We start from the raw sequence: 18,564 nt of genomic DNA, 5'->3' as shown, positions 1-18,564 counted from the left end.
AGGGCCGGGATGTGCCGGATGCGCCGGATGTGCCGTGGACGTGCCGTCGGCTTGGCGGGAGTTCCTGGCGGGCCTTGGCACAGGAGGCTGTTGCGGGCCGGCGGCAGGTTGTTCCGTTGTTCCCCTGCCGTGAGCATGGGTCGTTCTGTCGTCCGGCTGGAGCTTCCGGCGGCCCTGCGCGGCTGTTGGGTGCCTTGGTTGGGGGCCGTTGCGCTGCTCGGTCGGACGTCGTGGCGTTTTCTGTCTGAGGGGTGTTGCGGGTCCTGCCGGAGTTCGCCGCCTGCCTCGGCGGGAGGGCGAATCGGTCCCACATTGGGACCGGTTTCGGGGACTGGCTGGAGTGAGCTGTACCTTCTGGCCGAAATGCGCCGGTGCCATGGTGCGATGAGGGGCACCCTGGGCGTTGGGCACTTGTCGGGTGAGGGACAATGGAGGCTCTGTCAGGGCGGGTTGCATGAGGGGACGCATGTCGGAGGCGGAGCGGGCGGGGACATCCCGTCAGGACAAGAGCGCACGTCTCCTCGCCGGGCGGTACCGGCTGGGAGACGTACTCGGCCGCGGGGGCATGGGTACGGTGTGGCGCGCCGAGGACGAGACCCTCGGACGGACGGTCGCCGTCAAGGAGCTGCGGTTTCCGTCGAACATCGACGACGAGGAGAAGCGCCGCCTGATCACGCGGACGCTGCGCGAGGCCAAGGCCATCGCACGGATCCGCAACAACAGCGCGGTGACGGTCTTCGACGTGGTCGACGAGGACGACCGGCCGTGGATCGTGATGGAACTCGTCGAGGGCAAGTCGCTCGCCGAGGTCATCCGCGAGGACGGCGTACTCGAACCGAAGCGGGCCGCGGAGGTCGGGCTCGCGATCCTCGACGTGCTGCGGTCGGCCCACCGCGAGGGCATCCTGCACCGTGACGTGAAGCCGTCGAACGTGCTGATCGCCGAGGACGGCCGGGTGGTGCTCACCGACTTCGGCATCGCCCAGGTCGAGGGCGACCCGTCCATCACCTCCACCGGCATGCTCGTCGGCGCACCCTCCTACATCTCGCCGGAGCGGGCCCGGGGACACAAGCCCGGACCGGCGGCCGACCTGTGGTCGCTCGGCGGCCTGCTGTACGCGTCGGTCGAGGGCACGCCCCCGTACGACAAGGGTTCCGCGATCGCGACGCTCACCGCGGTGATGACCGAGCCGCTGGAGGAGCCCAAGAACGCGGGTCCGCTGAAGGACGTCATCTACGGCCTGCTCACCAAGGATCCCGCGCGGCGGCTCGACGACGCCGGTGCGCGGGAGAAGCTCAACGCGGTGATCCACGCGCCCGACCCCAAGGAGGCCGAGCCGGCGGACGCGACGAAGCTCGTGCCGCTGCCGATGCAGCCGGACGGCTCCGGCGGCAAGGGGAGCTCGGCGGGCGGGGAGGCGGCCGAGAAGCTGCGCGGGGCCCTGCGGTCCGTGCGGAAGGCCGCCGTCGCGGCGGGGGCTTCGGCCGCCACCCGCGCCAAGCCGGCGGACGGTACGGCCGCTTCGGGGAATGCGCGGACCGAGAAAGCCGCGAAGGGCGGCGTCAGCGCCGGTTCCGGTGCTGGGGTCGCTGCCTCCGCGGCCGCCTCGCCTGCCGTCTCGGCCAAGACCAGGGCCGCCACCGGCACGGCGGCATCCGGGTCCGTTCCGGTCTCCGGCTCCCCCTCGGCCGGAGTGAACGGCTCGGCGGGTGCACAGGGCGTTCAGGGTGCTCGTGCGGGGAGTGCCGGGGCCGGTGGGCGCAGTTCGGGGTGGCCCGTGATGACGCCGCCGGATCTGCCGCCGCGTCCCGTACCCAGGGCGCCGCTCACCGACGTGGTGCCGAAGCGGACGCTCGTGATCATCGCCGTGGTGGTGGTGCTCGCGGTGCTCGGTACGGTGCTGGCCCTCGCGTTCGGTGGCGACGACAGCGACAACGCGGGCGGTTCGCAGGGCGGCGGTGCGAAGGTCACCGCCGGCGAGAGCACCGGCGCGGACACCAAGGACGACGAGACCGGCGGGACCCGTACGGACGGGGCGACGTCGCCGTCCGCGCCGGCCGGTTCCGCGTCCGGCAGCAGCACGCCCGGCGCCGGCACCACCACGGCCGGCGGTGCCGGGTCCGACGTCTCCGCCACCGAGAGCAGCACGGCGGCGACGACGTACACCGGCAAGCAGGGGTACTCGCTCGGGCTGCCCACCGGGTGGAAGTACCAGTCCACGGGGGCGGCGGGGGACCGTTTTACCGGCCCCGACGGGCAGAAGCTCCTCGTTGCGTGGACGACCACGCCCAAGGACGACCCCGTCGCGGACTGGGAGAACCAGGAGCGCTACATGAAGCGTTCCCAGTACAAGAAGATCCGCATAGCGCAGGTGGCCTACCGCGGCTGGAACACGGCCGACTGGGAGTTCACCTATGTGGAGAGCGGGACCGCCTACCGCACGATCGACCGCGGATTCGTCGTGAACGACAGTCTGGGGTACGCCCTGATGTACACGGCGAAGTCCGCCGCGTGGGGCAGCGATCTGCGGGTGAGCACCTGGAAGACGCTGACGGAGACGTTCGCGCCGAAGAAGTAGGGCGGGCCGGTTCTCCCCGGTGGGCGGGTGTGCGGCGGCCGGGCGCCGCGTGTTCGGTGCGTGAGATCTGGCATCCCCTCTCTGCGGGTTGCCTCCGGCACGTATCGTGAGTGCTTGCGGACCGTACGCATCCAGCTGTGCGCTGGATACGGCCGGATAAGGCCGGACGCGGCAGGAACGGGCCGCTGGGCGAACGGACTTGACCGATCGGGTGGGCCGGGGGAGGCAACGTGGACGACTATGCGGGACGGGTGCTCGCCGACCGCTACCGCCTGCCGCTGCCGCCCTCCGACGAGTACGAACTCACCGAGACCCGGGCCTTCGACACCTACAGCGGACAGGAAGTCCTGGTCCGGCAGGTGCCGTTGCCGGAGGTCGTCGAGGCGGAGGTGCTCGACGCGGACGGGCTGCCCGAGGGGTTCACGGCCCGGGAGCGCGGTTCCCGGCGTCCGGCGGGGCGCGCGGGCGCGAGTACGCGGCGGCCCGCCGATCCGGTCGTACGGCGGGCGGTGGAGGCGGCGCAGGCCGCGGCGAGCATCCCCGACCATCCGCGGCTGGACCAGGTCTTCGACGTGTTCGCCGAGGGCGGTTCGCTGTGGATAGTGAGCGAGTTCGTGGCCGCGCGGCCGCTGGCGGCGCTGCTCGCCGAGAAGCCGCTGACCCCGTACCGGGCGGCCGAGGTCGCCTCCGACGTGCTCATGGCGCTGCGCGTGCTGCACGCGCACGGCTGGGTGCACCGGAACATCACCGCGCGCACGGTCCTCGTCTGCGACGACGGCCGGGTCATGCTGACCGGGCTCGCGGCCGGGGCGGCGGAAGAGGCGTTGTGCGGGTACGACCCGGTGCCGGCCGAGGAGAACGAGGAGCCGCACGGGGGCCAGGCCCACTCCGTTCAGGAGGGCGCCGGGCTCGGAGGGCCGGCGGGGCCGGGCTCCGCCCGCGGTGGCTTCGGTGGTGGTGCCCCGGGTCCGGCGGGCGGTGGTGCCGCGGGGCGGCCGGGGCCCGGTGGGCCCGGGGCCGTCGGCGGGGCCGCGGTGGATCCCGAGGCCGCGCGGCGGGCGGCGATCGAGGCGCGGGCGGCCGGAGGGCTGCCGGGGGCCGGGACCGAGCCGGCGAGCGGGGCGTCGGGGGCGTCCGGGTCGTCCGGTGCGGTGGCCCGCAGGACCGTGGAGACCGGTGGGGACGTTCGTGCCGCGCGGGCCGGGGCGATCGCCGCGTACCGGGCGGGGGCGCGGGCGGCGGCCCGGGTGCAGGAGGCCCAGCAGAGCGGGCGGGCGGCACTGCCGGGCGCCCGTACCGCGGCCGAGGGCGACACCGGTGCCGGAGGCGCGTCGCCGTCGCCGTACGCCATCGGGATGGGGCGGGAGCAGGGGTCGACGGGTGCGCACGGTACCCCTCCGGGGCAGATCGCCGACCCCTACGGCGTGGAAGGGCCGCCCGGTCGGAGCGGGGCAGTGGGGCCCGCGGGGCATGTCTCCGTGCCGCCGCAGGGCGTGCAGGCGGGCGGTCCCGTGCCCGCCCGGGGTCTGGGGGCCGGTGGTCCCGTGCCCGCGCAGGGTCACGGGGCAGGCGGTCCCGTTGCCGCGCAGGGTGCCGGATCGGACGGTGAGGCGCGGGCGGGGGCGGCCCGTTGGGACGAGCTGGTGGCCGGGGGCGGGGCGCGCCGCGGGCCCGCCACCGCGTTGGCCGCCGAGCGGGCGCGGCAGGCGCGGATGGCCGTCGTCGGGCCCGTCACCGAGCGGTGGGCGCCGGAGCAGGCCGGACCCGTGCACGAGAACTGGCAGCTGGCCGCGCCCATCGGACCCGCCACCGACCTGTGGGCACTCGGCGCGCTGCTCTTCCGGGCCGTCCAGGGGCACGCGCCGTATCCGGAGGAGTCGACGGCCGAGCTGGTGCAGATGGTGTGCGCCGAGCCGCCGGCCTTCGCCGAGGAGTGCGGGCCGCTGCGGCCGGTCGTGGAGTCGCTGCTGCGTCAGGACCCCACCGACCGCCTCGACTTCGAGGAACTGCGCGGCTGGCTCCGCTCCCTGGTGCGCTCCGCGCCCGAGCCGGAGGCGGGCACGTACGTCGTCGCCGCGCCGCCGACCGATCCGCGCCGGCTGCCGATCGTGCGCCGCAGGGGCGAGCTGGTGCGCCGTCGGCGCGCCGGGCTGCCCGCGACCAGCGGGCGGCACAAGCGTGCCCGGCGGGAGACGACCCGTTCGCCCCGCAGCCTGGGCCGCACCCTCCTCCTGCTGGTCCTGCTCGCGCTCGCCGCGGCGATCGCGTACGCGGTGATGTTCATGCCCAAGGCCGGCGAGGAAGGGGCCGACGGCGCGACAGGGGTCGAGCGGACCGGGGCCGCCGGCCAGGTCGAACCGGCACCCGAGGCGAGCAGTGAGCCCCGGCCCGACGACCAGAGTTCCCCCGCTCCCGGCGCCTCCGCGTCCTCCGACTCGGGCGCCACCGAGACGCAGTCCGGCGCCGACCTCCCCGACGGGTTCACCCTGCGCGACGACGCCGAGGGCTTCCGGATCGCCGTGGCCAACGGCTGGGACCGCACCCCGAAGAACGGGCGCGGACAGGTGGTCTACTCGCACAGCGGCTTCGAGCTGATCATCGTGCCCGGGCGGGATGCCGCGTCCCGGTACGGCAGCGACCCGATGGCGTACCAGCGGGAGAAGGAGAGCGAGTTGCAGCCCTACCGCGACTCCAGCTGGGCCACCGCCTCCGGGCTGCGGACGATCCGGGTGGGCGGGCGGACCATGGCCGAGGGGCAGTTCACCTGGACCGGTGACGACGGACGCGAGCTGTTCGTACGCAACCTCGCCCTCCTCCTCGACGGGCGCTACCACGTCGTCCAACTGCGCGGCCCGGAGGCCGAGCGGGACGAGGTGACGCGGCTGTTCGAGCAGGCGTCGGCCAGCTACCAGTACACGGGCTGACTGACCGGCGGGTTCACCGGCTCCTCCGGTTCCCCGTTTGCCCCGGAAGCGACAACCGTCACAGTGCGGTTTCCTTGGGCCCCCGCCGGTTCCCCGGACGGACACCGGTCTTTACTCTGGCCCTTGTCAAGAGCATTGCGGGGCAACGTGAATCAGATGCAGGGCCTGCTCATCGCGGGCCGCTACCGGCTCGCCGACACCATCGGCAGCGGCGGCATGGGCCGTGTGTGGCGCGCGCACGACGAGCTGCTGCACCGGGCCGTCGCCGTCAAGGAGCTGACCGCTGCCCTCTACGTCTCCGAGAGCGACCGGGAACGACTGCTCGCGCGCACCCGGGCGGAGGCCCGCGCGGCCGCGCGTATCAACCACTCCGCCGTGGTCACCGTGCACGACGTGCTCGAACACGACGGCCGCCCCTGGATCGTGATGGAGCTGGTCGAGGGCCGCTCCCTGGCCGACGCGGTCCGGGAGGACGGGCGCGTCGAGCCCACCGAGGCCGCCCGGATCGGCCTGTGGGTGCTGCGTGCCCTGCGCGCCGCGCACTCCGCCGGTGTCCTGCACCGCGACGTCAAGCCAGGCAACGTACTCCTCTCCCACGACGGCCGCGTCCTGCTCACCGACTTCGGCATCGCCCAGATCGAGGGCGACACCACCATCACCCGCACCGGTGAGGTTGTCGGCTCGGTCGACTACCTGGCCCCGGAGCGCGTCCGTGGCCAGGACCCCGGTCCGTCCTGCGACCTGTGGGCGCTCGGCGCGACGCTGTACACGGCGGTGGAGGGCCGCTCGCCGTTCCGCCGCACCTCGCCGCTGAGCACCATGCAGGCGGTTGTCGAGGAGGAGGCCGCCGAGCCGCGGTACGCCGGCCCGCTCGAGCCCGTGATCACCGCCCTGCTCCGCAAGGACCCGGCGGCCCGGCCCGACACGGCCGCGGCGGAGCACCTGCTCACCGAGGCGGCGGAGGGCCGCCGGCCGAGCGGGGCCCAGGCGTACGTGCCGACGCAGTACGCGGGCCCCGGCCCCGGAGGCCAGGGCACCCAGGGCAGCGGGACGCACTACTCGTCCGGGCGCACGCAGGGCAGCGGGACGCACTACTCGTCCGGGCCCACGCAGGGCAGCGGGACGTACGTCACCTCCGGAGCGACGCGGGGCACGTCGGCCACGCAGGGCAGCGGGACGCACCACGCGTCCGGCGGCCAGTACGCCCCCGTGCCGGAGGCGTCGACGTCCGTCCCGGGTACCGCGGGCGCCCCCGCGGCCCACCCGGCCTCGCCCCGGCCGTCGTCCCGGCACCGCCGGCTGCGCACGCTCGCGCTCGTGGTCGCCGTCGCCGCGCTGGTCGGAGGCGGTACGGCGGTGACGTTGCAGAAGTGGGACGAGGACCGGCCGAGCGCGGAGTCCGCCTCCTCACCGAGCCCGTCGCCCACCGGCACCGGCGAGGCGGCGGATGGCACCGCCCCCGACGCCTGGAAGCCGGTCACCGACCCGCTGGGCTTCGGGCTCTCCCTGCCCGACGGCTGGGAACGGCAGGTGTACCAGGACGACGGCGACCTGAAGCAGATCGACTACACGCCCGACAACGGCGAGCACCTGCTCCGCATCGCCGTCGACGCCTCCCCCGACTTCGACGACCCCTACGCCCACCAGGTGGACCTCGAGCAGCAGCTCCAGCGGCTGGTCGACTACGACCGGATCACCCTGGAGCGGAACGTCTACCGCGACCGCGAAGGCGCCGAGTGGGAGTACACCTGGACCGCGCTGGCCAAGGACACGGCCCACCCCGGGCCGAGGCGCGCGATCGAGGAGACGTACATCGCCCGCGACGGCACCGAGTACGCGATCTACATGTCGGCGCCCACCGAGGACTGGGCCGTGACCGCCCGGCAGTTCAGGTCCGTGCTGCAGAGCTGGCGGGAGCCGCAGAGCACCTCGTGACACGCGGTCGCCGTGCGGCGGCCGCACGGCCCGTCCGCCGTCCCCGACTTGGCCGGTCGGTGCCCCGGAGGCGGGGGGTCCGGTGCGGCATGATGGGGCGCATGGGGACCGAGGGGGAGGACGGCGTCCGGGTCATCGCGGGCCGTTACCGGCTCGAGGCGAGGCTCGGGCGCGGTGGCATGGGCGTCGTGTGGCGGGCCACCGACCGGCTGCTGGAGCGGCAGGTGGCCGTCAAGGAACTGGTGCCGGACGACTCCCTCTCCGCCGAGGAGGCCCGCGCCCGCCACGACCGGACACTGCGGGAGGCCCGTGCGGTCGCCCAGCTGAGCCACCCGCACATCATCGTCGTGCACGACGTCGTCGAGGAGGACGAGCGTCCGTACATCGTCATGGAGTTGATCGACGGTGGCTCGCTCGCCGACCGGATCGCCGCACACGGTCCCGTCGAGGCGCGCGAGGCCGCCCGGATCGGCGCCGACCTGCTGGGCGCCCTGCGCGCCGCGCACGCGGCGGGGGTCCTGCACCGGGACATCAAGCCGGCGAACGTCCTCGTCGAGTCCGTCTCCGGGCGCGCCGTCCTCACCGACTTCGGCATCGCCCAGGTCGCGGGCGCGACCACGCTCACCGAGACCGGTTCGTTCGTCGGCTCGCCCGAGTACACGGCGCCGGAGCGCATGTCGGGGGAGCTGACCGGCCCCGCCTCCGACCTGTGGTCGCTGGGCGCGCTGCTGTGCACCGTCCTGAGCGGCGAGTCGCCGTTCCGCCGCGACTCGCTGGGCGGCATCCTGCACGCCGTCGTCTTCGCCGACATCCGTACGCCCCCGCAGGCGGCGCCGCTCCTGCCCGTCGTACGGGGGCTGCTGGAGCGGGACCCGCGACGGCGGCTGGACGCGGCGGAGGCGGAGCGGATGCTGCGCGTCTTCCTGGAGACCGGGCGCACGCCGCCGGCGCCGGTGCGGACCGGATACACCCCGACCCGCGCCGACCTGCCCCGTCAGCGTGCCGAGGACCCGTCCGACCCGCCCGGCAGGGAGCGGCCCACCCGGGGCGTGCTGGTGGCCGCCCTGCTGGTCGCCGCGATGGCCGGGGCGGGGGTGTCGGCGGCGGCGCTGCTGGTGGACCGGGGCGGCAGCGGGGACGGCACGCCGACGGGGCCCGGCCGCACGGTGAGCGGCTCCGCGTCGGCCCCGACGGTGAGTGGGTCGGCGTCCGCCCCCACGGGGAGTGGGTCCGCGTCCGCTCCTGACCGGGACCGTCCCAGCGCGCCGTCCGGTTACCGCGTCGTCGACGACCCGGCCGGGTACGCGCTCGCGGTGCCGGAGGACTTCACCCGGGTCCCGCAGGGCGAGCGGGTCTTCTACATGTCCCCGGGCCAGACCTTCCGCCTCGGCATCAGGGTCACCGCAGCCCGGCCCGGCGGCCCCCTCACGGTGTTGAAGGAAGCGGCCGCCGAGGGCGCGGACACCAACCCCGGTTACCGGGACGGCCGGGTCACCGAGACCACGCGCGACGGTCGCCCCGCCGCGCTCTGGGAGTTCACCTGGGACGGCTTCAGCGCGGCGGAGGGCCCCCGGCACACCTACGACCTGTGCTGGGAAGAGGGCGGGCGGCTGTACGACGTGTGGGTGTCGGCTCCGGTCGGCAAGGTGCGGGAGGCACGGGAGTACTTCGACGTGGCGGTCGACACGTTCGTACCGGCGTGAGGCCACCGGTCTGCGCGAACGGCCTTCGGGAAGCCTCCGGTCTGCGCGAACGGCCTTCGGGAAGCCTCCGGTCTGTGCAAACGGCCTTCGTGAAACCACCGGCCCTCGTGAAACCCCCGGCCTCGTACCTGGCTAAAGGGAGATAAGGGGCGACCCGGGTCACGGGTCTGTGACCGGTGCGCGCTGCCGGTGGAAACCGGTCCGCGTGGCGCGATATGGATGGACCCATGAGCCACAACGGGGGAGCCGGCCACGGGGCCGACGAGACGACGAGTTTTGTTCTGCAACCGCCGCAGTCGCCACCGCCGCCGCAGTCGCCGCAGTCGCAGCCAATGCAGTCGCCACCGCCGCCGCGTTCGCCGAATGCGCCGCACGCGCCGCAGCCTGTGCAGCCACCCCTGCCCCCGCAGTCGTCGCGGCCCGCGCCGTCACCCTCGCCTCCCCGGGAACCGGGTGCCGGACGGCTCATCGCCGGCCGCTACCGGTTGATCTCCAAGCTCGGGCACGGCGGCATGGGCACGGTGTGGCGGGCCAAGGACGAGACGGTGGACCGTGAAGTCGCTGTCAAGGAACCCCGCGTACCGGACCACCTTCCCGAACGCGAACGGGCCAACGCCTTCGAGCGCATGCGCCGCGAGGCACGGGCCGCGGCCCGGCTGGACCACCCGGCCGTGGTGAACGTCCACGACGTCGCCGTGGTCGACGGACAGCCGTGGATCGTGATGGAGCTGGTCCACGGGCGCTCGCTGGGCAGCGCCCTGGAGGAGGGCACGCTCAGCGCGCGCGACGCGGCCCGGCTCGGCCTGGAGGTGCTCGGCGCGCTGGAGGCCGCGCACGGGGCCGGCATCCTGCACCGGGACGTGAAGCCGGACAACGTGCTGCTCGGCCGGCACGACCGGGTCGTCCTCACCGACTTCGGCATCGCGCAGATCGAGGGCGAGACCAACCTGACCGACACCGGCGGGTTCGTCGGCTCGCCCGAGTACGTCGCGCCCGAGCGGGTGTTGGGCCAGCGCCCGGGCCCGGCGTCCGACCTGTGGTCCCTGGGGGTCGTGCTGTACGCGGCGACGGAGGGCGTCTCGCCGTTCCGCCGCAGCAACACCCCGGCCACGCTCCAGTCCGTGCTCAACGCCGCGCCCGCGCCGCCCGCCGCCGCGCAGGGCCCGCTCGCCGAGGCCATCAACGGCCTGCTGGAGAAGGACCCGGCGCGCCGCCCGCAGGCCGCGCAGGTCCGCGCCCTGCTGGAGCGCGCCGCGAACCCGCCGGCGCCGGTGCCCACCCAGGTCGTGCGGCCCACCGAGGTGTCCCGCGGAGGGTTCCGGTTCGGCCGATCGGCGTGGATCGGGCTCGGGGCCGCGGTCGTCGCGGCGGCGGTGGCGGCGTATCTGGTGGTCGCGGACCCGTTCGCGGGCCCGCTGCCGGACGGCTGGAAGACGGTCCACGCGAAGGACGTCACGGCGACGCTGGCGGTGCCCGACGGGTACCGGAAGGGGGTTCCCGACCGGACCTCCGACGACGGCCACTGGGTCAGCTACACCGACCCGAGCGGCGTCCTCTCGATCGTGCTGTCGGTGGAGCGCAAGGCGGAGGACACGGGCGACGAGATCAAGGACTCCGCGGCCGCCGAGATGTACGAGGACAACGACGAGTTCCGGACCAACGGCAGCTACCGGCTCGACATGCCGAAGGGGCCGCGGACCCGGCCCGACGACAACGCGACCTTCCACGGGGAGAAGGCCGCCGAGAACACCCTCACGTACACCACCGACGACACCCAGGACCCCCGCCCCCGCGAGCTGAGGATCTTCTACTACAAGTCCTCCGCCGGCGACATGTACCGGCTCACCGTCGCCTACCCGGGCAAGGGCGACTTCACGGAGCGCGGCCGCGAGGTCGCCCGGACGGCGATCGCGAACCTGGATCTCGACACGCTCTGACAGCGGCGGAACGGTTCGCCGGGAGCGATGGGTGGGACAGCCCGCACGTGGTAGTCATGGGGCATGAGCGATGGCGGGGAGCCCGGAGGCGACAAGGGCCGTACGGTGGGCGGCCGTTACCGGCTGCTGGAGCGCATCGGTTCCGGCGGCATGGGCACGGTGTGGCGGGCCAAGGACGAGACGGTGGACCGCGAAGTCGCCGTCAAGCAGCCCCACTTGCCCGGCGACCCCGAGGACGAGTCCCACCGGCGGGCCGCCCACCGCCTCTACCGGGAGGCCCGGGCCGCCGCCCGCGTCGACCATCCCGCCGCGGTCTCCATCCACGACGTCGTCGTGGAGGAGGACGGGGCCGCCGGACCGGACGGACTTCCCTGGATCGTCATGGAGTTGGTCCGCGGCGAGTCCCTGCACGAGGTGCTGCGGCGCGGGCCCCTGGAACCCGCCGAGGCCGCCCGCATCGGCCTCGCCGTCCTCGGCGCCCTGCGCGCCGCCCACGCCGTCGGCATCGTCCACCGCGACGTCAAGCCCGCCAACGTCCTGCTCGGCCCCCGGGGTCGCGTGGTCCTCACCGACTTCGGCATCGCGCACCTCCACGGCGAGGAGTCCCTCACCGACCGTGACGAGCGCGTGGGCGACCTGGAGTTCGTCGCACCCGAGCGGATGTCCGGCCGCGGCGCCGCCGGCCCCGCCTCCGACCTGTGGTCCCTCGGTGCGCTGCTGTACACCGCCGTGGAGGGCCGGTCCCCGTTCCGGCGTACGACCCCGGCGTCCACGCTCGCCGCGATCCTCGCCGCCGACCCGCCCGAGCCGCGACAGGCCGGCCCCCTCGGCCCGCTCCTCATACGGCTCCTGGTGCGGGACCCCGACGAGCGGCCGGGCCCGGCGGAGGTCGCGGAGACGCTCGGGGCGATGAGCCGGCCCGCGACGCCGGAGACGGTGCCGGAGGCGGTGACGGAGGGCCGGCCCGCGACGCCGTTCCCCGTGGCGGGGGAGGGGACGGCGGGGGACGAGCCCCCGGACGTGGGGCGGGGCCGGGAGTCCGGGGCGGATGCGGCCGGGGGTGTGGCTGCGGGCCCGCATGTGGAGGCACGTGCCGGTGAGGACGTCGATGCCGGGCGTGCGGGGACGGTGCGGCCGGGGGCGCCGGGCGACGCCGGTGGGGCTCCCCGGCCGGGGGCGCCGGGTGACGCCGGTGAGGCTCCCCGGCCGAAGCCCGCCCCCGGGACCGGTCCCCGCCGCAGCCCCGCGCCCCTCGCCACCCCCGGGACAGAGCCGCAAGACCCGCGTTCCCTCCTCCGTCGCCGCGCTTCCCTCACTCTCCTCGCCGCTGCCCTCGCCGGTGGCGCCTGGCTCGGTACGTCGCTCCTGTGGGGACCCGACAGCGGGGCGGTCACCGACGGGACCGCGACGCCCAGCCCGGTCCCGTCGGCACCGTCGGCCCGGTCGGCACCCACGGCCCCGTCCGCCCCCGCCCCCTCCCCGAGCCCCACCCGCACGTCCTGGACAGCCCACCGGGAGCCCGGCATGGACGCCGTCCTCTCCCTCCCGTCCCAGTACCGGGAGTCCGCCCGCCGGGGCGGCGCGGGGGAGCAGCCCCGGCAGGTGGCCTACTCGGCCGGCTCCGTCGCCGTACGCCTCACCCAGTGGGACAGGGCGCCCGCCTCCCCGACGGGCCGTGCCGCCCAGGCGCACGAGACCTGGGACGGGTACGCCGGCGACGCGCGCACCCGGACCACGCCCACCAGCTTCCGCGGCTACGAGGCCGTCCTCGTCGACACCACCTACGGCGCGGACGCTTCCCCGACCCGCGTGATGGAGCTGTTCGTGGTCACCGACGACCGCCGGATGTACGAGCTGCGGGTGGACATGCCGCAGGGGACACCCGACGAGGAACAGGGCACGGCGGTCTTCCAGGCGGCCCGCGACCGCCTGCGCATCGGAACGCCGTAGGAAACGCGGACCACGTGGAACACCACCCGGACCACGTCCACACGCCACCCGGACCACGTCCACACACCACCCGGCCCACGTCTAACGCCACCTGGCCCACGTCTAACGCCACCCGGCCCACGTCTAACGCCACCTGGCCCACGTCTAACGCCACCTGGACCACGCGGAACACGACTTGGACCACGCAAGACACGAACCTCACCGCACAACGCCCTGATCAGCAGGTTCGCTGCCAGTGACCACTGGCAGCGTGTGTGCGGTCGGTGAATGCCTATTACCGACGGGTACCAAAAGCCTTCATCACGTCATACCCTGCGCGTCATGACGGACTCGCAGGCCCCGGAGAAGACCGGTACCACGACCATGGTCGGTACCAACCCCCTCGCACCCGCCCCCGTCGGCGTCCGCACCGCCGCCGACGTGGTCACCCCCCAGCTCGTCGCCCACCTGACCAAGGGCGTCGTGGGGTCCGGGCGCACCGCCAACCACACGCCGTTCACCGGCGAGAAGCTCGCCGACCTGCCCGAGTCCACCCCCGAGGACGTGGAGAAGGCGTTCGCGGCGGCCCGTGCCGCGCAGCGGGTGTGGGAGCAGGTGCCCGTGCGGGAGCGGGCCGCGGTCCTCCTCCGCTTCCACGACCTGGTGCTGGAGCGCCAGGGCGAGGTCCTCGACCTGATCCAGCTGGAGACCGGCAAGGCACGCCTCCACGCCCACGAGGAGGTGCAGGCGGTCGCGGTCGCCGCCCGCCACTACGGCCGCAAGGCCCCCGCCTACCTGAGGCCGAAGCGCCACGCGGGCGCCATGCCGACCCTGACGAAGGTCACCGAACTGCGCCACCCGCGCGGTGTCGTCGGCCAGATCGCCCCCTGGAACTACCCGCTGGAACTGTCGGTCGGCGACGCGCTCCCCGCCTTCGTCGCGGGCAACGCGGTCGTCATGAAGCCCGACACGGAGACCTGCCTCACCGCCCTGTGGGCCCGCGACCTGCTCATCGAGGCCGGCCTGCCCGCCGAGGTCTTCCAGGTCGTCATCGGCGACGGCCCGGTCGTCGGCCCGGAGGTCGTCCGCCACGCCGACTACGTCTCCTTCACCGGATCGACCCGCACCGGCCGTGAGGTCGCGCAGGGTGCCGCCGCCCGCCTGGTCGGCGTCTCCCTGGAACTCGGCGGGAAGAACGCCATGCTGGTCCTCGAGGACGCCGACGTGGAAAAGGCGGCCGCCGGCGCGGTCCGCGCCTGCTTCTCCTCCGCCGGCCAGCTCTGCATCTCCATCGAGCGGCTGTACGTCCACGAGTCCATAGCGGACGCCTTCCTCGAGCGCTTCGCCGCCCGCACCAGGGCCATGCGCCTGGGCACCTCCCTCGCCTACGGCGCCGACATGGGCTCCCTCGTCGGCGAACGCCAACTGGAAACGGTGCAGCGGCACGTGGAGGAGGCCGTGGCCAAGGGCGCGAAGGTGGTGGCCGGCGGGGTCGCCCGCCCCGACATCGGCCCGTACTTCTTCGAGCCGACGATCCTCGACGGCGTGACGGAGCCCATGTCCGTCTGCGCGGAGGAGACCTTCGGCCCGGTCGTCTCGGTCTACCGCTTCAAGACCGACGACGAGGCGATCGAACGCGCCAACTCCACGCCGTACGGCCTGAACTCCTCGGTCTGGACGAAGGACGGCCGCCGCGGCCGCGAGGTCGCCGCCCGCCTGCGCACCGGCACCGTGAACGTCAACGAGGGCTACGCCCCCGCCTACGGCAGCGTCCAGTCCCCCATGGGCGGCATGAAGGACTCCGGCCTGGGCCGCCGCCACGGCTCCGAGGGCATCCTCAAGTACACGGAGGCCCAGACGGTGGCCCAGCAGCGGCTGCTGCCGATGGCGCCCTCGCTGGGGATGGACGACGAGAAGTACGCGCAGTTCATGAGCAGGAGCCTGCGGCTGATGAAGGCGTTCCGCTTCCGCTAGACAGCACCCGTTCTCAACGAGGAGAGCACGTGTCACAGGAGAACTCTGCCCAGACCCGGGACGGGTACCAGGACGAGGACGGGCCCCGGAGCAAGGGCGGGCCCAGGGACGAGAGCGGATACCAGGACGACGACGGGTACGACTACGACGTCATCGTGGTGGGCTCCGGCTTCGGCGGCTCCGTCACTGCGCTCCGCCTCACGGAGAAGGGCTACCGCGTCGGCGTCCTGGAAGCCGGCCGCCGTTTCACCCGCGCCACCCTCCCCAAGAACTCCTGGGACCTGAAGAACTACCTGTGGGCGCCCAAGCTCGGCCTGTACGGCATCCAGCGCATCCACCTGCTGGGCAACGTCATGGTCCTGGCCGGCGCGGGCGTCGGCGGCGGCTCCCTCAACTACGCCAACACCCTGTACGTCCCGCCGAAGCCCTTCTTCGACGACCCGCAGTGGCGGGACATCACCGACTGGCAGGAGGAACTGAAGCCGTACTACGACCAGGCGCGCCGCATGCTCGGCGTACGGCTCAACCCGACGACGACCCCCTCCGACGTGCACCTGAAGGCGGCGGCCGAGCGGATGGGCGTTGGGGACACCTTCCACATGGCGCCGGTCGGCGTGTTCTTCGGGGACGGGCAGGACGCCGACGGGTCGGTGACGGCGCGGCCGGGTGACGAGGTGCCGGACCCCTACTTCGGCGGCGCGGGCCCGTCCCGCCGGGCCTGCACCGAGTGCGGCGAGTGCATGACCGGCTGCCGCCACGGCGCGAAGAACACCCTGAACGAGAACTACCTGCACCTCGCCGAGAAGGCGGGCGCGGCCGTCCACCCCCTGACGACGGTCGTGTCGGTCACGGACGACTCACGGGGCGGCTACGCCGTGGCCACCCTCCCCACCGACCGGAGGAAGAAGGGGGAGGGCAGGACCTTCAAGGCCCGCAAGGTCGTCCTCGCCGCCGGCACCTACGGCACCCAGACCCTGCTGCACCGCATGAAGGCGAACCGCCAACTGCCGTACATCTCCGACCGGCTGGGCGAGCTGACCCGCACCAACTCCGAGGCGCTGGTCGGCGCCCAGACCGACGACCGCCGCTACCGCAAGGTGACCGGGCAGCCGAAGGTCGACTTCACCCGCGGGGTCGCCATCACCTCCTCGATCCACCCGGACGCCAACACCCACATCGAGCCGGTCCGCTACGGCAAGGGCTCCAACTCGATGGGCGGCCTGTCGATCCTCCAGGTGCCGTACGCGGAGGGCTCGTCAAGGGTGGGCGGCTGGCTGGTGAACGCCGTCCGCCACCCTCTCCTCGTGCTGCGTTCCCTGTCCAACCGCCGCTGGTCGGAGCGCACCATCATCGGCCTGGTGATGCAGTCGCTGGACAACTCGCTGACGACGTACCTGAAGGAGACGGGTGTGGGCAAGGGCCTGCTGACGGCACGCCAGGGCCACGGCAGCCCCAACCCCAAGCAGATCAAGGCGGCCTCGGAGGCCGCGTCCGCCATCGCCGCCGACATCAACGGCTTCGCCGGCTCCAACGTCGGCGAGCTGATGGGCACCCCCCTCACCGCCCACTTCCTCGGCGGCTGCCCGATCGGCGCCTCCCGCGAGACCGGCGTCATCGACCCGTACCACCGGCTGTACGGCCACCCCGGCATCTCGGTCGTGGACGGCGCCGCCGTCTCGGCGAACCTGGGCGTGAACCCGTCCCTGACGATCACCGCCCAGGCCGAGCGCGCGATGTCCTACTGGCCGAACAAGGGCGAGGAGGACCCGCGCCCGGCCCAGAGCGCGGCGTACGAGCGGCTGAAGCCGGTGGAGCCGAAGGCGCCGGCGGTCCCGGCGGAGGCGTTCGCCGCGCTGCGGCTGCCGTTCCTGGGAATGCCGACGGTCCCACCCGGGCGATAGACGAGCGGTCCGGCCCAGGCAATGGGTGAGCGGTCCGGCCCGGGCAAGGGTGAGCGGGTGCGTCGGGCAAGGGCGAGCGGGTGTGCCCGGGCATTGGACGGGCGGGGCCGCCCAGGGAATGGGCGAGGGGACCTGCGCCCCCCTCCGAGCGCAGGTCCCCTCGCTGGTCCAGCCGGATTCCTCCGGTGTGTTACGCGTGCGCGCCGGTGTTGCGGCGGCGGACGGCGAACACCGCACCCGCGCCGACGACGACGGCGACACCGCCGACCAGGCCGATCATCGGGAGCGCGGAGTTGGAGCCGGTCGTGGCGAGGCTGCCGCTGATCGGCTTGGCGCTGCCCTGCGGCTTGGCGCCGTCGCTGGGCTTGTCGCCGTTCGGCTCGGCGTCGCCGACGCCGTCGGCGTCACTGCCCGCGGCGAGGATCTGGACGTCGTAGAAGTCGCCGTTGAAGTGGCAGTCGGCCTCGTCGCCGACGTAGATGGCCTGGCTCATCGCGAACGAGGAGCCCGCCGGGGCCGACGCCTTGACCTTCACGCGCAGGTCGAGGGTGGCGGAGTCGCCCTTCGCCAGCTCGTCGAGCAGGCCCACGAAGGAACCCGTGACGTTGACGGTCTTGCCGTCCTCGTCCTCGTAGGCGTCCTGGTAGGCGCTGGTCCACTTGCCGTCTTCCTTGACCTGGATGACGGCGAGACCCTCGGACAGCCAGGCGTCCGTCTCGTCGGCGTACTCGAGGTACGTCGCCATGTACAGGTTCTTGAGATCGGCGTCGGTGTTGTTCTTGATGACGTACTCGAAGTCGTGCCAGCCGGAACCGGCGACGATCTTGTTGGGCAGACCCTTGAACGTGGCCGAGAGGTCCTCGTCCAGGTCGATCGTCTCGCAGTCCGTGTACGGGTCGAACGAGTCGTCGCCCGCGCTGGCCGACGCGCTGGCGGAGGACGACGCCGAGGAGGACGAGGACTGCGACGCCGAACCGGACGGCGAGCTGGAGGCGGTCTGGCTCTCCGACTCGGACGCCGAGGGGGACGTGGTGTCGGAAGCGGACGCGGAGTCGGACGCCCCCGTGGTGTCCGACTCGGACGGGGAGGCGGAGCTGCTCTCGGACTCGGAGGCGCTCGCGGACGGCGACCCGCTCTCCTCCGCGAACGCGGTGGGCGCGGACAGCAGTGCGAGCGGCACCATCGCGGCCGTCGCGGCAGCGGTGACCAGAGTGCGGCGAAGCTTCATGAAGACCTCGGAAGTCGGGTTGGGGGAGGCCTTCCGCAAAATGTGGGGGCGCGGGAGTGGCCCATGTTTCGCTAGGTGTGACTGCCGAATCCTGTGAAGAGTTGTACTCGATTCACGCGATCTTTATGTGGCCTGCATCACATGACGAAGGGCCCCGCGGGACGGATCCACGGGGCCCTTCTTTATCGTCAGCACCGGCGTCAGGGCAGCGCCGGTGCCTGGGAGCGGCGCCGGGGGGTTGCGCCGCTGGTCTGTCGTGCGCTCTCGTCCGCCCGGTCGCCGCCGGGGCGCGCGCGGGGCGCGTGACTGGTCTGGGCCTTTGGCGGTCGGTCGGGACAGAGCGCCCACCACGGTTCAATGGGTGACAGTGGGGTGCAATGCGGTTGTCCCTGGCGGGACTTGGGGCCTTCTACGCATCGTGCTGGATGAACGCGGCGCCCGCAACCGTTTGACCC

At 73.6% G+C, this 18,564-nt stretch carries 9 protein-coding genes; 8 read left to right on the top strand and 1 reads right to left on the bottom strand.

All coding sequences use genetic code 11. The features are described 5' to 3' along the window. Nucleotides 1–466: 466 nt before the first annotated feature. The 8 genes from ACF1A1_RS10170 (at nt 467) to ACF1A1_RS10135 (ending at nt 16,881) form a co-directional block, all read left to right on the top strand. Nucleotides 467–2,578, top strand: coding sequence for a serine/threonine-protein kinase (locus ACF1A1_RS10170; RefSeq protein ID WP_391647427.1), 2,112 nt, complete (start codon nt 467–469; stop codon nt 2,576–2,578). Between the two features lie 230 nt (nt 2,579–2,808). Next, nucleotides 2,809–5,502 (top strand): protein kinase, encoded by a 2,694-nt coding sequence (locus tag ACF1A1_RS10165; protein ID WP_391647425.1) that lies wholly within the window; start codon nt 2,809–2,811, stop codon nt 5,500–5,502. Nucleotides 5,503–5,658: 156 nt separating this feature from the next. After that, nucleotides 5,659–7,437: a serine/threonine-protein kinase gene (locus ACF1A1_RS10160; RefSeq protein WP_391647423.1), complete on the top strand. Its 1,779-nt coding sequence runs from the start codon at nt 5,659–5,661 to the stop codon at nt 7,435–7,437. A 101-nt stretch (nt 7,438–7,538) separates the two neighbouring features. After that, a complete protein-coding gene (locus tag ACF1A1_RS10155) occupies nt 7,539–9,140 on the top strand; it encodes a serine/threonine-protein kinase (RefSeq protein ID WP_391647421.1) in 1,602 nt (533 codons plus the stop codon). Between the two features lie 227 nt (nt 9,141–9,367). Then, entirely contained in the window at nt 9,368–11,077 is a 1,710-nt protein-coding gene (locus tag ACF1A1_RS10150) for a serine/threonine-protein kinase (RefSeq protein ID WP_391647419.1), read from the top strand. Between the two features lie 63 nt (nt 11,078–11,140). Continuing rightward, a complete protein-coding gene (locus tag ACF1A1_RS10145) occupies nt 11,141–13,027 on the top strand; it encodes a protein kinase (RefSeq protein ID WP_391647417.1) in 1,887 nt (628 codons plus the stop codon). Nucleotides 13,028–13,348: 321 nt separating this feature from the next. Next, nucleotides 13,349–14,980: a succinic semialdehyde dehydrogenase gene (locus ACF1A1_RS10140; protein WP_391647415.1), complete on the top strand. Its 1,632-nt coding sequence runs from the start codon at nt 13,349–13,351 to the stop codon at nt 14,978–14,980. 155 nt (nt 14,981–15,135) lie between these two features. Further along, nucleotides 15,136–16,881, top strand: a complete 1,746-nt coding sequence (locus tag ACF1A1_RS10135; RefSeq protein WP_391999047.1) for a GMC family oxidoreductase N-terminal domain-containing protein — start codon at nt 15,136–15,138, stop codon at nt 16,879–16,881. Between the two features lie 190 nt (nt 16,882–17,071). Here the strand turns inward: ACF1A1_RS10135 and ACF1A1_RS10130 are convergent, their stop codons facing one another. Continuing rightward, nucleotides 17,072–18,109 (bottom strand): hypothetical protein, encoded by a 1,038-nt coding sequence (locus ACF1A1_RS10130; RefSeq protein WP_391647413.1) that lies wholly within the window; start codon nt 18,107–18,109, stop codon nt 17,072–17,074. Nucleotides 18,110–18,564: the final 455 nt, after the last annotated feature.

This window comes from Streptomyces sp. NPDC014995, assembly GCF_043080745.1.
In the GTDB taxonomy this organism is placed as follows: domain Bacteria; phylum Actinomycetota; class Actinomycetes; order Streptomycetales; family Streptomycetaceae; genus Streptomyces.
This window is presented reverse-complemented; position numbering and strand designations above follow the sequence as displayed.

Excerpts from the sequence above, each read along its gene's own strand:
- ACF1A1_RS10170 (WP_391647427.1), top strand. The coding sequence starts at position 467 with ATGTCGGAGGCGGAGCGGGCGGGGACATCCCGTCAGGACAAGAGCGCA.
- ACF1A1_RS10160 (WP_391647423.1), top strand. The coding sequence starts at position 5,659 with ATGCAGGGCCTGCTCATCGCGGGCCGCTACCGGCTCGCCGACACCATC.
- ACF1A1_RS10155 (WP_391647421.1), top strand. The coding sequence starts at position 7,539 with ATGGGGACCGAGGGGGAGGACGGCGTCCGGGTCATCGCGGGCCGTTAC.
- ACF1A1_RS10150 (WP_391647419.1), top strand. The coding sequence starts at position 9,368 with ATGAGCCACAACGGGGGAGCCGGCCACGGGGCCGACGAGACGACGAGT.
- ACF1A1_RS10145 (WP_391647417.1), top strand. The coding sequence starts at position 11,141 with ATGAGCGATGGCGGGGAGCCCGGAGGCGACAAGGGCCGTACGGTGGGC.
- ACF1A1_RS10140 (WP_391647415.1), top strand. The coding sequence starts at position 13,349 with ATGACGGACTCGCAGGCCCCGGAGAAGACCGGTACCACGACCATGGTC.
- ACF1A1_RS10130 (WP_391647413.1), bottom strand. The coding sequence starts at position 18,109 with ATGAAGCTTCGCCGCACTCTGGTCACCGCTGCCGCGACGGCCGCGATG.